The sequence below is a fragment of the Streptomyces sp. KL2 genome, assembly GCF_046529545.1.
GTDB classification, from domain to species: Bacteria; Actinomycetota; Actinomycetes; order Streptomycetales; family Streptomycetaceae; genus Streptomyces; species Streptomyces radiopugnans.
Window position 1 is genome coordinate 140,178 of record NZ_CP127170.1, and the last position, 14,559, is coordinate 154,736.

General features: G+C 73.0%; 13 protein-coding genes. 8 read left to right on the forward strand and 5 right to left on the reverse strand.

Annotation, left to right across the window (positions count from 1 at the left end; genetic code table 11):
- The first annotated feature begins 1 nt into the window (after window position 1).
- A complete protein-coding gene (locus QPK52_RS00555) occupies window positions 2-1,249 on the forward strand; it encodes an MAB_1171c family putative transporter (protein ID WP_410534812.1) in 1,248 nt (415 codons plus the stop codon).
- Window positions 1,246-2,652: an FAD-dependent oxidoreductase gene (locus QPK52_RS00560; RefSeq protein ID WP_410534813.1), complete on the forward strand. Its 1,407-nt coding sequence runs from the start codon at window positions 1,246-1,248 to the stop codon at window positions 2,650-2,652. The genes QPK52_RS00555 and QPK52_RS00560 overlap by 4 nt, the downstream gene beginning before the upstream one ends.
- Window positions 2,653-2,695: 43 nt before the next feature.
- Here the strand turns inward: QPK52_RS00560 and QPK52_RS00565 are convergent, their stop codons facing one another.
- The gene (locus QPK52_RS00565) at window positions 2,696-3,319 is read right to left on the reverse strand and encodes a TetR/AcrR family transcriptional regulator (protein WP_410534814.1); all 624 of its coding nucleotides are present in this window, start codon (window positions 3,317-3,319) and stop codon (window positions 2,696-2,698) included.
- A gap of 163 nt (window positions 3,320-3,482) precedes the next feature.
- Between QPK52_RS00565 and QPK52_RS00570 the strand changes: the two genes are divergently transcribed.
- Entirely contained in the window at window positions 3,483-4,439 is a 957-nt protein-coding gene (locus tag QPK52_RS00570; RefSeq protein ID WP_410534815.1) for a DsbA family protein, read from the forward strand.
- Window positions 4,440-4,718: 279 nt separating this feature from the next.
- Here QPK52_RS00570 and QPK52_RS00575 read toward each other — a convergent pair whose 3' ends face one another.
- Entirely contained in the window at window positions 4,719-6,164 is a 1,446-nt protein-coding gene (locus QPK52_RS00575) for a glyceraldehyde-3-phosphate dehydrogenase (protein WP_410534816.1), read from the reverse strand.
- Window positions 6,165-6,478: 314 nt separating this feature from the next.
- Here QPK52_RS00575 and QPK52_RS00580 point away from each other — a divergent pair, with 314 nt between their 5' ends.
- The 3 genes from QPK52_RS00580 (at window position 6,479) to QPK52_RS00590 (ending at window position 9,879) form a co-directional block, all read left to right on the forward strand.
- Window positions 6,479-6,682, forward strand: a complete 204-nt coding sequence (locus QPK52_RS00580) for a cold-shock protein (RefSeq protein WP_093658049.1) — start codon at window positions 6,479-6,481, stop codon at window positions 6,680-6,682.
- A 231-nt stretch (window positions 6,683-6,913) separates the two neighbouring features.
- Window positions 6,914-7,810 (forward strand): alpha/beta fold hydrolase, encoded by an 897-nt coding sequence (locus QPK52_RS00585; RefSeq protein WP_410534817.1) that lies wholly within the window; start codon window positions 6,914-6,916, stop codon window positions 7,808-7,810.
- A 326-nt stretch (window positions 7,811-8,136) separates the two neighbouring features.
- On the forward strand, window positions 8,137-9,879 hold the full coding sequence (locus QPK52_RS00590; RefSeq protein ID WP_410534818.1) for a cellulase family glycosylhydrolase: 1,743 nt from the start codon (window positions 8,137-8,139) through the stop codon (window positions 9,877-9,879).
- 67 nt (window positions 9,880-9,946) lie between these two features.
- Here QPK52_RS00590 and glgC read toward each other — a convergent pair whose 3' ends face one another.
- Window positions 9,947-11,167: a glucose-1-phosphate adenylyltransferase gene (gene glgC / locus QPK52_RS00595; RefSeq protein ID WP_410534820.1), complete on the reverse strand. Its 1,221-nt coding sequence runs from the start codon at window positions 11,165-11,167 to the stop codon at window positions 9,947-9,949.
- 356 nt (window positions 11,168-11,523) lie between these two features.
- Here glgC and QPK52_RS00600 point away from each other — a divergent pair, with 356 nt between their 5' ends.
- Entirely contained in the window at window positions 11,524-12,537 is a 1,014-nt protein-coding gene (locus tag QPK52_RS00600; protein ID WP_410534821.1) for a hypothetical protein, read from the forward strand.
- A gap of 195 nt (window positions 12,538-12,732) precedes the next feature.
- Window positions 12,733-12,882 (forward strand): hypothetical protein, encoded by a 150-nt coding sequence (locus QPK52_RS00605; RefSeq protein ID WP_410534822.1) that lies wholly within the window; start codon window positions 12,733-12,735, stop codon window positions 12,880-12,882.
- Between the two features lie 48 nt (window positions 12,883-12,930).
- On the opposite strand, the gene bla is transcribed toward QPK52_RS00605, so the two are convergent.
- Complete coding sequence (gene bla, locus QPK52_RS00610) at window positions 12,931-13,878, reverse strand: class A beta-lactamase (RefSeq protein WP_410534823.1); 948 nt, start codon at window positions 13,876-13,878, stop codon at window positions 12,931-12,933.
- A gap of 201 nt (window positions 13,879-14,079) precedes the next feature.
- Window positions 14,080-14,274: a hypothetical protein gene (locus QPK52_RS00615; RefSeq protein WP_410534824.1), complete on the reverse strand. Its 195-nt coding sequence runs from the start codon at window positions 14,272-14,274 to the stop codon at window positions 14,080-14,082.
- Window positions 14,275-14,559 lie beyond the last annotated feature (285 nt).

Genomic DNA, 14,559 nt, shown 5'->3' on the forward strand with positions numbered 1-14,559 from the left:
CGTGGACGCCTCCGAAGACGTCATCCCCCACATCTACTACCTCGCGGCGGCCGTGGCGCTGCTGCCCCTGTTCCTCAAGATGCGGTCGATCATCCGCGCGCGGCACGAGTCGCTGCTCCGCGTGGTGAGCCTTCTGCTGATCATGGCCTTTCTCGTCCTCGCCTCCGCGGCCCCCCAGAGCATCGCCCTGATCAACCGGACCGCGGGCGTGGCCAACATCGCGGCGCCCTGGGTCTACAGCCTGCTCACCGCGTTCAGCGCCTGCTGCCTGCTGATGCTCATCGCGTGGCGGGACGGGATCAGCCCGGCGGCCAACCGCGCGATGCGGTCGGTCATCGTCGTGTACTCACTGGTCATCGTCGCGCTGTGGGTGCTCTTCGCGCTCGGCGACCCCGATGTCGAGCGACTGCGCGACTTCGACACGTACTACGCCAACGAGCCGTACCTGCGCGAAATGATCATGCTCTACATCGTGGCCCACACCGTCGCCGACATCGTGAACTTCGTACTGCTGCGGTCCTGGGAGCACCGGGTGCGCCACGTCGACGCCTGGCTCCGTGCCGGACTGCTGCTCATGGGCGCCGGTTACATCATCACCCTCGGCTTCAACGGGCTCAAGCTCGCCGCGGTCATCGGCCGGTGGAGCGGTCATGACCTGGACTGGCTCAGCACCCAGGCCGCCCCGCTGCTCGGCGCCGCCGGTTCCATCGTCATCGGCGCGGGCTTCCTGATCCCCCACGCGGGCCAGGCCGCCCACGAGTTCTGGCGGGCCGGGCTGCGCCACCGCAGGCTCCTGCCCCTGTACCGGCTGCTGAAGCAGCACGTCCCGGCCGGCCCCTCCACACTCGTCGGCAAACCGGACATCCACACGTCCCTGACGATCCGGGAGAAGGAGATACGGGACAGCCTCTACATCCTGGCCCCGTACCTGGACCACGAGTTGCACCGCCGGGCCCGCCGGGCGGTCCTCGACCCCGATCCCGTGCTCGGGGAGGCGCTCGGCCGGCGGTTCGCGCCCCGGGAGGCCGAGGGGGTCGCCGGCGCCGTGGCCGTCGTCGCCGCCATCGCCGCCCGGGCGGAGGACCCGGACAGGGGCGCCGAGTGGAGGAGCCCCGACAACCTGCTCCGCGACATCGAAGCCGTCTCCAGGGCACTGCGCCACCCCGGTACCGTCGAAACGGTCCGCCGCAACGTGGCCGCCAGGCCGGAGAGCGCCCCCACGGCATGGAACGACACCCCCGCCCCATGAGATCCGCCATAGTCCTCGGCGGCAGCCTGGCCGGCATGCTCGCGGCCCGCGCCCTGGCCGACTTCGCGACCGTCACCGTCGTGGAGCGCGACGCCCTCCCCGACCGCCCCGGGCCTCGCAGGGGACTGCCCCAGGCACGGCACACCCATGTGCTGTGGTCCGGCGGCGCGAGGGCCGTCGAGGAGTTGCTGCCCGGCACCGCGGACCTGCTCCGAGGGCGCGGAGCGCACTACGTGCCGGTGCCCACCGACATGGTCGTCCTCAGCCCGCGGGGGTGGTTCCGCCGCTGGGAGGAGTCGCACCACACGCTGCTGTGCAGCCGTGAGCTGCTCGACTGGGCCGTACGCCGGCAGGTCCTCGGCCACGAGCGCGTCACCGCCCTGGAGAACACCACGGCCGAGGGTCTCCTCGGCGGCGCGGACGCGGTCACCGGCGTCCGCGTCCGCCGGGCGGACGGCACCGAGGACAGGCTCACCGCGGACCTGGTCGTCGACGCCACCGGCCGCGCCTCCCGCGCCTCCTCGTGGCTGCGGGACCTGGGGCTGCCCGCTCCGGCCGAGCGGAGGATCGACCCGGGCCTCGTCTACGCCAGCCGTGTCTTCCGGGCCCCCGCCGCCGTACGCGCGCTGGGACGTTTCCCCACCGTCATCGTCCAGGCCGACCCCCGGCAGGCCCCCGGGCGGGGCGCCTCGCTCGTCATGATCGAGGACGGGCGCTGGATCGTCACCCTGTTCGGGACCCGCGGAGGCGAACCGGACGGGGACGGCGACGCCTTCACCGGCTTCGCCCTGGAAGCGCCCCGGCACCCGATCATCGGCCGGCTCATCGCGCACGCCGAGCCCCTCACCGAGGTCACCCTCACCCGTTCCACCGCCAACTACCGCCGCTACTACGAGCGGATGCGACACTGGCCGGAGGGGTTCGCCGTCCTCGGCGACGCCCTGGCGGCCTACAACCCCAGCTACGGGCACGGGATGTCCACCGCGGCCCAGAGCGCCGTCGCCCTGCGGGACACGGTCAGGCGCCGCGGCTGGGGGAGCCCGGGGCTGGCCCGGCGCGTCCAGAGGGCCGTGGCCGGACCGGTGGACACCGCGTGGCTCCTGGCCGTCGGCCAGGACGTGCTGTATCCGGGCGCCACCGAGCACGGCCCCACCCTCCGCGACAGGGCCGCGGCCGCCTACGTCGACCGGCTGCTCCACACCGCGACCGGCAACGGCTGGGTGGCCCGCCGCGTCACCGACGTCACCTCCCTGGAACGCCCGGTGTCCGTGCTGGGCGACCCCCGCCTGCCCCTCGCCGCGCTCCGCGGGCCCCGCCGTCCGCAGCTCGGCGGGCCTCCCCTCACCTGGGAGGAGACGGCCGCCGCCGGCCTGTCCGCATCGTCCGTCACGGCTTCGGACTGAGCGGTCGCCGAACGCTTCCCGGCGGCGTCGCCGTCGGCCCCGCCTACGGCGGGTCCGTGGCCCCGCGGTCGGAGGACGCCCCGCGCAGGAGTCTCCACACCTCCTCGGCCACCCGCTCCGCCGCGGGCCTGCCGGGCATGGCGACCCATCGGGTGAACACCCCGACGAACGCCCCGGCGAGGTAGTGGGCGCGCAGTTCCAGGAGCGGAGCGGCTCCGTCCCCGTCCCTGCCGCCGCCGTTCTCCGGGACCAGCTGGGCCGCCACCTCCTCGGCCAGCAGCTCCCTGAGCCGGTTGACGAAGCGCGCGGACCCCCCGGGCCCGAGCATCCGCCGGTACAGCGTCGCGTTCGCCTCCACGTGGCGGAACAGCTCCGCCAGTTCGCCCGGGGTGCGCTGTGCGGGGTGCGTCAGCGGGCACCGGGCGGCCGCGCGGGCGAGCCGGCCGACCTCCTCCTCCATGGCGTCCAGGAGCAGGGCGTCCCGGTCGCGGTAGTGCTGGTAGACGGTCGCGCGGTTGACCGTGGCGCGTTCCGCGATGTCGGCGATGGTCATGGATTCGACATCCCGTTCCGCGGCGATCGCCAGCGCCGCCTCCCGGAGCAGGGCGCGGGTCCGCAGTACACGGGGATCCACACGGTCGGCGGGGGGTGTCCTCTGCTTCGGCACGCCCGCCAGCATATCCACTGGACGACAAGTGGTGCCTAAGCGACTTGTGTCGCTCAGTGGCCGGGTCCGCGCCCAGGCCCGGAACCGGACGGCGACTCCGGACGCCCGGATCCCGTAAACAACACGCGTTGCTTAATCGACTCATGTCGCTTAGCCTTCCGGCATGCGAATCGAGATCTGGGCGGACGTCGTCTGCGCGTGGGCGTACATCGGCAAACGGCGCCTGGAGCGGGCGCTGGCCGGCCGAAGCGGTACGGAGGTCGTCTGGCGGCCCTTCCGGATCGACCCGACCGCCCCGGCCCGGGCCGTTCCGCTGGAGGAAGCACTGCGCGACCCCCTCATGGACGAGGCGCTGCGCGCCTGCGCGCCGGGGCTGTCACCGGCGCGGAACCGGGTGCGGATCTCGCAGGTGGCCGCCCGCGAGGGCCTGGGGCCGCCCTGGGGCTCCAAGTGGCGCGTCAGCAGCCACGACGCCCACCGGCTCATCGCCCTGGCCTACGAGCACGGCGGCCCGTCCGTGCAGGACGCCGTGGCCGAAGGCGTGATGCGCGCGAACTTCGTCGAGGGCCTGGACATCGGTGACCGGGCGGTCCTCGGCGAGGTGGCCGCGGCGGCCGGCTTCCCCCTCGGCGCGGAGCTGCTGGACGGAGAGGCGGGCGAGGTCCTCGTGCGCGAACTGCTGCTCCAGGGCAAGGCCCGGGGGGTGCGCACCTCGCCCACCATCGTCGTGGGCGGCCGGGCACTGGCGGGTGCCCAGCCGCCGGAGGCCATCGCGGACTTCCTGCGCGGCGGCGAGCGCGAGCGATCCGTTCCCTCCGAGGTCGAGCGGATGCGGTGGGCCGAGTCGCTCATGGACCGGCGCGACCCGCTGGGCGCCCTGGTGATGCTGCGTCCGCTGCTGGAGGAGTTCGGCGAGGACCGCGGGGTCCGGCTGCTGGCCGCCCGGGCCTACTTCGCCTCCGCCCAGCTGAACCGGGCCCGGGCCACCCTGGAGCCGCTGGTCGAGGAGTTCCCGGGCGACCTGTACGTACGGACGCTGTACGGACGCACTCTGGAACGCCAGGGCCGCGACGAGGAGGCCCGTCCCCATCTGCGGCTGGCGGCCGCCGCGGACGGCTGAGGACCCGGTCCGGCGGCGGGTGCAGTCCGGCCGGCGGACCGGCGGGCAGCGGTCACGGCGACGGCGACGGCGACGGCGACTGTCTTGTCGTTGGACCCGCTGCCGCCGCGGCACGGGACGTTGTCGCGGAACACCGGGGCGCCGGCGCCGAAGGGGTAGTTGTGCCGTGCGATGGCGGTGCCGATGTTGCCCGGCATCGCCGTCCTGCCGGGGTTCCGGTCCCCGCCCGCCCGTGTCACCGGACCGGGCGGGCGGGGTGCGGGAACCGGACCGCCGGGGTCAGGCCGCCGGGGCGGGGTAGGTGGGGTACTCGACGCCGGAGACGTGCTGGACGACGCGGACGACCTGGCAGGAGTAGCCGAACTCGTTGTCGTACCACAGGTAGAGGATCGCGTTGTCGCCCTCGACCTTGGTGGCGCCCGCGTCGACGATCGAGGCGTTGCGCGAGCCGATGAAGTCGCTGGAGACCGCGTCGGGTGCGCTGATGAAGTCGATCTGGCGCTTGAGCGGCGAGGTCAGCGACACGTTGCGGAGGTAGTCGAGGACCTCCTCGCGGGTGGTCTCGCGGGCCAGTTGCAGGTTGAGGATCGCGATCGAGACGTCCGGCACGGGGACGCGGATGGAGCTGCCGGTGATCTTCGCCTTGAGGTCGGGCAGGGCCTTGGCCACGGCGGAGGCGGCACCGGTCTCGGTGATGACCATGTTGAGCGGCGCCGATCGGCCGCGACGGTCGGACTTGTGGTAGTTGTCCAGCAGGTTCTGGTCGTTGGTGAACGAGTGGACGGTCTCCACGTGGCCGCGCAGGACGCCGTACTCGTCGGCCATCGCCTTCAGCGGGGGCACGATCGCGTTGGTGGTGCAGGAGGCGCAGGACAGGATCCGCTCGTCCGGCTTGATCGTCTCGTGGTTGACGCCGTGGACGATGTTGGGGACGTCGCCCTTGCCCGGCGCGGTCAGGACGACCTTGTCGACACCGGGGCGCAGGTGCTTGGACAGGCCCTCCCGGTCGCGCCACCTGCCGGTGTTGTCGATGAGGATGGCGTTCTTGATGCCGTACGCCGTGTAGTCCACCGCCGTCGGGTCGTCGGAGTAGATCACCTGGATCTCGTTGCCGTTGGCGATGATCTTGCTGTTCGCCTCGTCGACGGTGATCGTGCCCTGGAACTGGCCGTGGATGGAGTCGCGGCGCAGCAGCGAGGCGCGCTTGACGAGGTCCGGGCCGGCGGCCTTGCGGACGACGATGGCGCGCAGCCGCAGGCCGTTGCCGGAGCCGGTCTTCTCGATGAGCAGGCGGGCGAGGAGGCGGCCGATGCGGCCGAAGCCGTAGAGGACCACATCGCGCGGCTCGCGGCACTTGATCTTGTTGTCGCCCGTGGCGCCGGCGACGGCTTCGGCGGTGAACTCCTCCACCGTCAGCCCGCGCCCGTCGGCCCGGTACGTCGCGGCGAGCATGCCGATGTCGATCTGGGAGGGGCCGAGGTCCAGCGTGGTGAGGGCCTGCAGGAACGGCAGCGTCTCGGTGACCGAGAGTTCCTCGCCGGCGATCTGCCGGGCGAACCGGTGGGTCTTGAGGATGCTGACCACCGACTTGTTCACCAGGGAGCGGCTGTGGAGCAGGATCGTGACGTCCCGCTCCCGGTGCAGCTTCCCGATGATCGGGATCATCGACTCCGCGATCTCCTCGCGGTTCTTCCAGTTGGTGAACGAGTCCACGATGGTAGTCACAGGTTCATCTTTCGAGCTAGGCGGTGCTCATATGTTAACCACCCCCTATTCTGATCACCGGGGCGGTACCGCCCTGACCGGGGGTGCCGCCGGGCGGGCCGGGTCCGTACGGCCCATCAGGGCATGCCCGGCCGTGTCGGTGGCGGTGGCCGGCTGTGCGGTGTAGCGTCGTGAACAGCAGTCGTGGTTCCGAAGTCTCGTTCGCCCGTGGTCACGATCACGGGCGTTCTCGCTGTTCAGCTCATCTCCGGACCAGGGCGATCACCTCCCGGGCCCACAGGACGGGTCCGGTCCCCAAGGAGAAGGAGACGGTCATGGCCAAGGGCACCGTGAAGTGGTTCAACAGTGAGAAGGGCTTCGGTTTCATCGAGCAGGAGGGCGGCGGCCCCGACGTCTTCGCCCACTACTCCAACATCGCGGCCCAGGGTTACCGCGAGCTGCACGAGGGCCAGAAGGTCGAGTTCGACGTCACCCAGGGCCAGAAGGGCCCGCAGGCGGAGAACATCCGCCCGGCCTGACCCCGGCGCCGCCACGGGCCCGGCACCCCGCCCCGGGTGCCGGGCCCGTCCCGTCCCCGGAAGCCGCCCGCGCGGAGGGGGCGCCGCCCGGCCGCACCCGGCCGGGCGGCGCCCAGCCCTGCGGTGGTGGGGCGGGTGGAGGAACCCGGGCCGAGGGACGCGTACGGGCCGGGAAGACCGGCGAAGCACCTCCTCGGTGTGTACCGTGCGGTACACACCGAGGAGGTGGCCATGCCCCGAGTGACGCTGACCGCGGGCACCGTCGACTACACCGACACCGGGGGAGACGGGCCCGTCCTGGTCCTGCTCCACGGGGTGAACATGGACGGCACCCTGTGGCGGAAGGTCGTGGCCGAGCTCGGCCCCGGATACCGCTGTGTCTGCCCCACCCTGCCCCTGGGAAGCCACCGGCGGCCGATGGCGCGCCCCGACCTCGTCACACACCGCGGCGTCGCCTCGATGGTCGGCGAGCTGCTCGAGGCGCTCGACCTCCATGACGCCGTACTCGTGCTCAACGACTGGGGCGGCGCCCAGTTCCTGATCGCGGACGGGCCCACGGACCGGATCGCCGGCCTGGTCCTCGTCGCGTGCGAGGCGTTCGACAACTTCCCTCCGGGCAGGCCCGGCAAGGCCGTGGCCCGCAGCGCGCGGTTCCCCGCACTCCTGTGGCTCGCGATGCAGCTGCAGCGCTTCGGGTGGTTCCGGCGCGCGCCCGGCGCCTGGGGCTGGATGAGCAAGCGCCCGGTCCCCGCCGAGGTGATGGACGCCTGGTTCCGCCCGGCACTGACCGATCCCGGTGTACGGCGCGACCTGCGCACGTTCGCCCTCTCCACCCCCTCGGCGTCCGAGCTGCGCGCCCTTCCCGGCCGTCTGCGCGGCTTCGGCCGCCCGACCCTCGTGGTGTGGGCCACCGAGGACAGGCTGATGCCGCGCGAGCACGGCCCCCGGCTCGCCGCGCTCTTCCCGCGCTCGCGCCTGGTCGAGATCGACGACAGCTACACCCTCGTTCCCGAGGACCGGCCCGAGCGGCTGGCCGCCGAACTGGCGCGGTTCGTCCGCGACGATGTCGCCCCGCCCACCCGTCCGCACCCGGAGGGACGCCAGGGGCCGCCGCCGGACGGGGCGTGAAGCGCCGACGGGCCCCGCCCCGCCGGACCGCGGGGATTCGCACCGGTCCCGGTTCCGGCCGGTTCGCTTTCCGGACCCGGCCGTCGAATTCCATTCGACGGTCCATCACGTGTCGAACGCCGGTGGTCGAACGTCTCGATTCCTGCCCGGAAGTCCATATTGCTGGACGGGCCTTTTCTCCGGGCCCGCGCATCGGCCCTTGCGCCGTTGATCCGCCGCTGCGAACATCGCGACGGAGCGGTATTTCCGGCGGGCCTCCGCGGCCGAACGCGCCCGCATTCTGCTCCATTTCCTTATCACCGCGCGATGTGACCACGAGGAGTGCGATGTCCGGTTTACGTGACAGAACGGGGAAGACCCGCCGGTGGGCCGGCCTGCTGACGAGCGGCGTCGTCACGCTGCTCGCCGGGCTGAGCGTGCTGGCCGCCGGCAGTCCCGAAGCGGCGGCCGACGCCGGACACCACAAACGCGCCTCGAGTGCCGCGATGTCCCAGGTCGCCGCGATGCAGCCCGGATGGAATCTCGGCAACTCCCTCGACGCCACCGGCAGCGACGAGACATCGTGGGGAAATCCCCGTATCACCGAGGCGCTGCTCGACAACGTCCGGGCACAGGGCTTCAAGAGCATTCGCATTCCCGTGACATGGGGCCGGCACCAGGGCCCGGCACCGGATCACACCCTTGACGCGGAATATCTCGACCGTGTCGAGGAGGTCGTCGACTGGGCACTGGCGGACGGCTTCCATGTCATGATCAACATTCACCACGACTCCTGGCAGTGGATCGCGGACATGCCGTCCGACCGCGCCGGTGTGCTCGCCCGCTACAACGCCATCTGGGAGCAGCTGGCCGGCACCTTCCGGAACCACCCCTCCAGGCTGGTGTTCGAAAGCATCAACGAGCCGCAGTTCAACGGCGGCCTGGACGACGCCCGGAACGCGGCGCTGCTGGACGAGCTCAACACCTCGTTCCACCGCATCGTGCGCCAGTCCGGCGGCGGCAACACCGACCGCCTGCTCGTCCTGCCGACCCTGCACACCTCCGCCGACCAGGCGCGGGTGGACGAACTGGCCGACACCATCGACGCCCTCGGCGATCCCCGCGTCGCCGCGACCGTGCACTACTACGGCTACTGGCCCTTCAGCGTGAACGTCGCGGGCGGTACGCGCTTCGACGCCACCGCACAGAAGGACCTCACCGACGCGTTCGACCGCGTCCACGACACCTTCGTGGCCCGGGGCGTCCCCGTGATCCTGGGCGAGTACGGCCTGCTGGGCTTCGACCGGCACACCGGCACCGTCCAGCAGGGCGAGAAGCTGAAGTTCTTCGAGTTCCTCGGGTACCACGCCCGCACCAGGAACATCACCACGATGCTGTGGGACAACGGCCAGCACTTCCAGCGCACCGGCTTCCGCTGGAACGACCCTGAGCTGTTCGCCCAGATCAGGTCCAGCTGGACGACCCGCTCCGGCACCGCCTCCTCCGACCAGGTCTTCAGCGCCCGCAGCGCGGCCGTCACCGGCAAGACGCTCACCCTGAACCTCAACGGCACCTACTTCACCGGGCTGCGCCACGGCTCCACCGACCTGGTGCGCGGCAGGGACTACACCCTCCAGGGCGACCGGCTCACCATCACCGCCGCCGCGCTCACCCGGCTGAGCGGCTCCCGGGCCTACGGCACCAACGCGGTGCTGCACGCACGGTTCTCACGCGGCGTGCCCTGGCGGATCGACCTGATCACCCATGACACGCCCGTCCTGCGCGACGCGACCGGTACGACGGGGTCCTTCGCCGTTCCCACCGACTTCCGCGGCGACAGGCTCGCCACGATGGAGGCCAAGTACGCCGACGGCACCAACGCCGGCCCCCACGACTGGACGTCCTACAAGGAGTTCGACCGCGCGTTCGCACCCGACTACGCAGGCGGTGCCACCGTCCTGACGTCCGACTTCTTCGCCGAGGTCAGGGACGGCGCCCGCGTGACGCTCACCTTCCACTACTGGAGCGGGGCGACGGTGACCTACCACGTCACCAAGTCCGGGACCTCGGTCACCGGCACCACCGCCTGACCGCCACCGGCCCCGGCCCCGGGGCGGGCGCGAAACCGCCCGCCCCGGGGCCGGGGCACCGCGCGCCTCACAGGACGCGCTGCCCCTTGCCCAGCGCCACCACGCCGTTCTCCGAGACGGAGTACAGCTCCCGGTCGCGCTGCTCGTTGACCCCGACCGCGGCGCCGGGGGGCACCTCTATGTGCTTGTCCAGGATCGCGCCCCTGACGATCGCGCCGCGCCCCACACGCACGTTGTCGTGGAGGACGGAGTCCTGCACGACCGCTCCCTCCTCCACCACCACGCCGGGCGAGAGGACCGAGCGGGTCACCTGGCCGCGGATCAGGCAGCCCGCGCTGACGATGGACTCGCCCGCGATGCCCCCGGCGTTGAACCGGGCCGGCGACAGCTGGCTGGAGTGGGTGTAGACCGGCCAGTCGCGGTTGTACAGGTTGAAGGCCGGGCGCTCGGCGATCAGGTCCATGTGGGCGTCGTAGTACGCGTCGAGGGTGCCCACGTCGCGCCAGTACCCCTGGTCGCGGGCGGTCTCCCCGGGCACGTGGTTGGTGCTGAAGTCGTACAGCTGCGCCTCGCCGCTCTCGGTGAGGATGGGCAGGATGGAGCCGCCCATGTCGTGCGCGGAGTTCTCGTCCTCGGCGTCCTTGAAGAGGGACTCCACCAGCGCCCTGGTGGTGAAGACGTAGTTGCCCATGGAGGCGAGAACGGAGTCGGGATCGTCCTCCAGACCGGGCGGATCGGTGGGCTTCTCCAGGAAGCCCTCGACCGTCCGGCCGTCCGGGCCGGGTTTGATGACGCCGAAGGCGGAGGACTCCGCGCGCGGCACCCGGATGCCGGCGACGGTGACCCCGGCGCCGCCGTCGATGTGCTGCCGCAGCATCTGCCGCGGGTCCATGCGGTAGACGTGGTCGGCGCCGAAGACCGCGATGTGGTCGGGGCGCTCGTCCATGACCAGGTTCAGCGACTGGAGGATGGCGTCGGCGCTGCCCAGGTACCAGTGGGGGCCGAGGCGCTGCTGGGCGGGCACGGGTGTGACGTAGTTGCCCAGCAGACTCGACATCCGCCAGGTGGTGGTGATGTGCCGGTCCAGCGAGTGCGACTTGTACTGGGTCAGGACGCAGATCCGCAGGATGTCGCCGTTGACCAGGTTGGACAGCACGAAGTCGACCAGGCGGTACGTTCCGCCGAAGACGACCGCGGGCTTGGCCCGGTCGGCCGTGAGCGGCATCAGCCGCTTGCCCGCTCCGCCGGCCAGCACGATTCCCAGCACCGAAGGTCCGCCGCGTCGCATCGCAGCTCCTCTCTCGCCTCCGCTCCGCCCCGGCCGGGTGCCCCGGGGCGGGGGAGCCGCCTCGGCTCGCGGGCGAGGGGCTCGGCACGGGCGCCCGCACCGCCGCGGACGCCCGGCGGAAACCCCGCGGCGATCGGACCGGCGCTCATACGGCCCCGTCCCCCGGACGTCCTGTTCCAGGTTCGCTCACCCGGCGCGGTTGCGAAAGTCGATCTCCCGCGCCCGCGGCGGCGGCCCGCCCTGCGGGGGCCGAGGGCCCCGGCGAACGGCGGCGGACGCGGAGGCGGACCCGGTGTCGGTGCGGCGTGGCATTCTGGCACCGGACCGATCACAGCCCACGGGAGCGGGAGCACGGCATGATCTTTCGCCGTACCGAGGAGCACGTCGCCGTACGCTGCGGCACCTGCCCCGGCATGCCCCTCCTGCCCACCCCCTGCGACATCGACACCGGAAAGTGCCTGCGCTGCCAGGACAGAAGCCGCCCCCTGCCCGTCCCCCACCCCGAAGACCATCTGTGCGACGTGTGCCGCCGCGAGTGCCCCGACTGCGGCGCCCCCTCCGCCCAGGGCGGCCGGTGCCGGGCCTGCCGCGGCCTGTGCCGCACCTGCCACGCCCCGCTCCCCGCGCGCCCCGGGGACACAGCGGTCCGCGGAAAGTCCGGGCCGCGGAGTCCGGACGGCGCGGGCAAGCCCGGCGAGAGGGCCCCGCGGCGGGAACGGGTCTACTTCCCCCGGAGCCGGCTGGACGGCCTGTGCGACACCTGCCGGAACGCCCCCGATTCCGCCGACCCGGTCCGCGCCGTCCTCGCCGCCCTGCCGGACAAGGTCATCCGCGCCTGCGGAGGCACCGCCCCTCCCGCCGTCGTCGACACCATCCGCGCCGAACTGCGATACCACACCGTCGCCCAGCTCGCCGCCCGCGTCGACCGCCGCTGGTGGGGCGGCTGGGCCTCCCGCCCCCTGAGCCGGGACGCGGACGAGCACCGGGACGGCCACCGGCCCGACCACGTCGCCGTATGGCTGCTGGCGCCCGGCGGCTGCCCGGCCCGCTGCGACGACGGCTGGACGCCCGGCAACCCCGACCTGCCCTGCCCGCTGTGCGCCGGCCGGCTCGGGACCGGGCCCCGCCCCGCCGCCGAGGAGGGCGGCGACCGGGAGGCGCCCGCCGCCACGCCCGCGGACCGCACTCCGACCGAAGCCGTCACCCACCGGCCCATGCCCGAGTGCGAGGGGCGCGACGGCTCCTGCGGCGTTCCCGTCGCCGCCCCGTACACCATGTGCCCGTCCTGCCTGGGCTGGCCCCGGTGCGCGTGCGGCCGCCGCTACGACCCCCTGCGGGCCGCCGCGTGCACCGCCTGCGCGGCGGACTGAGGGCAGGGGCACCGAAGGAGCACCGGGACGCCTCCACCGGCGTCCGCCACGCCGGCCCCCGGCACGGGGGACCGGGAACCCGGAGGAGAGGGCGCCGCACATGGAGCGGACGCGGATCCTGCTGCTGGACGCGGCTCCCGGCAGACTGCTCGACCGCGAGCCGGAACGCCTGCTCGGGCACGGGCTGGAGGTCACGTGACCCACCGGCTGAGGGTGACCGGCCGGGCCGGGGCGGGCACCGACCACGTGGACCTGGCCGGCGCCGCCCGCCGACGACGAGCGGGTGCGCGCATGGCTCCGGCCGACCTCGCCCGCCCGATCGAGTCGGGCGGGCGTTCCGGGTGACGGCGGCGGGCGCCCGGTCGCCCCGCCGGTCCCCTGGTCCGCCTGCCGTCACGACAGCGTGTCGGCGACCACCGACGCCGCTTTCGCGATCAGTTCGTCGTCGTGCCCGGCGTCCTCCTCGTCGCGGTTCGACATGATCGCCACGACGATGGGAGCGGCGTCGGCGGGGGGCCACACCACGGCGATGTCGTTGCGCACCCCGTAGCCGCTGCCGGTCCCGGTCTTGTCGCCGACCACCCAGCTCCGGGGCATCCCGGCCCTGATGAGCCCTGCTCCGGTGACGTTGGTGCGCAGCCACTCCGCGAGCTGCGCGCGCTCGCCCTCGCCGAGGACGTCCCCGAGGACGAACGCGCGCAGGTTCCCGGCGAAGGCGCGCGGCGTGCTCGTGTCCCGCGTCTCGCCCGGGGCCCACCGGCTCAGTTCCGGTTCACGCCGTTCCATCCGGGTGACGTCGTCACCGATCTCCTCCAGCACGGCGTCCAGTCCCCTGGGCCCGCCCACCGCGTCGAACAGCAGATTGGCCGCGGTGTTGTCGCTGAAGCGGACGGCGGCCTCGCACAGTTCACGCAGGGTCATCCCGGTTCCGGTGCGCTTCCCGGTCACCGGGGAGTGGGCGACGAGGTCGTCCTCGGAGTACTCGACCACCTTCCCCATCCCGCTCGGGGAGTACTTCCGCAGCACGGCGCCGGCGGCCAGCGCCTTGAACGTGGAGGCGTAGGCGAATCGCTCGTCGTCGTTGTAGGCCACCTCCCGTCCGGTGCCGGTGTCCACGGCGTAGACGCCCAGCCGCGCGTCGAACTCGCGCTCCAGTGACCTGAGATCACGGACGTACGGTTCCGCGGCCGCGGTCGGCTTCGGAGCCGTGCTCGGATCCGGGGCGGTGGCGGACGGGGACGGCGTGGCCGGGGAGGCGCCCTGCCCGCAGGCGGCGAGCGGGGTGAGAGCGAGGGCGGTGAGCGCGCCGAGCAGGGCGCGCCGGGCGCGGGTGTGCCGCATGGTCCGGACCTCCTGGGCGCCCGTATGCCGGGCGCGTGGCGGGACGGGGCGGTACGCCGCCCCGGTGCACGGTCATGGTTGACGGGACCACTCTCGCCTTCCGCCGCCGCCCCGGTCCAATACGCCGGCGCGCCGTCCCCGTGCCGAGTCGGCCGGGTACCGGGCCGCGGGCCCCCGGGGCCGCGTGGGCGCACGGCTCCGTCAGGGGGAGGCCGCCCCGGTCGGAAGGCGAGGACGGTCGCGCTGCCCGGTACGGCCAGGGCCGCGGCCGCTCCGCCCGGCGAGGCGCTCCTCCTCGGGTGTGCCGAGGACGGTGACCGCGCCGGACAGCGCCTCGCCCCGGCCCGTCCGGTCGGCGGGGGCGTCGCCCGGTGCCACGAGCCGGACGCCGCGCACCACGGTGACGGTCGCGGCGATCGGTGCGCGGCGGCGCCCGCTCCGACATGCGCCACCGGGCGGAGGGATGGCCGGGATGACGCCCGTTCAGGGGCCGTTTTCGGCCTTTCCCGCTCCGATCGCCTCAGTGCGCTCCGAGCAGGGGCCGGCACCCCCTATCCTTCTACAGTCATGTAGAAAACCGGAGGGGGTCATGTGCGTTTCCCGCTGCCCGCGCATCCCGCGGGAGGGTGCGGCGCGGCGAGCCATGACCCATGGGAACGGATCGACGGGCGGTCGGTCAAC

Coding starts and splice junctions, on each gene's coding strand:
- QPK52_RS00580 (WP_093658049.1), top strand. CDS start 6,479: ATGGCCAAGGGCACCGTGAAGTGGTTCAACAGTGAGAAGGGCTTCGGT.
- bla (WP_410534823.1), bottom strand. CDS start 13,878: ATGCGGCACACCCGCGCCCGGCGCGCCCTGCTCGGCGCGCTCACCGCC.
- QPK52_RS00585 (WP_410534817.1), top strand. CDS start 6,914: ATGCCCCGAGTGACGCTGACCGCGGGCACCGTCGACTACACCGACACC.
- glgC (WP_410534820.1), bottom strand. CDS start 11,167: ATGCGACGCGGCGGACCTTCGGTGCTGGGAATCGTGCTGGCCGGCGGA.
- QPK52_RS00560 (WP_410534813.1), top strand. CDS start 1,246: ATGAGATCCGCCATAGTCCTCGGCGGCAGCCTGGCCGGCATGCTCGCG.
- QPK52_RS00570 (WP_410534815.1), top strand. CDS start 3,483: ATGCGAATCGAGATCTGGGCGGACGTCGTCTGCGCGTGGGCGTACATC.
- QPK52_RS00600 (WP_410534821.1), top strand. CDS start 11,524: ATGATCTTTCGCCGTACCGAGGAGCACGTCGCCGTACGCTGCGGCACC.
- QPK52_RS00590 (WP_410534818.1), top strand. CDS start 8,137: ATGTCCGGTTTACGTGACAGAACGGGGAAGACCCGCCGGTGGGCCGGC.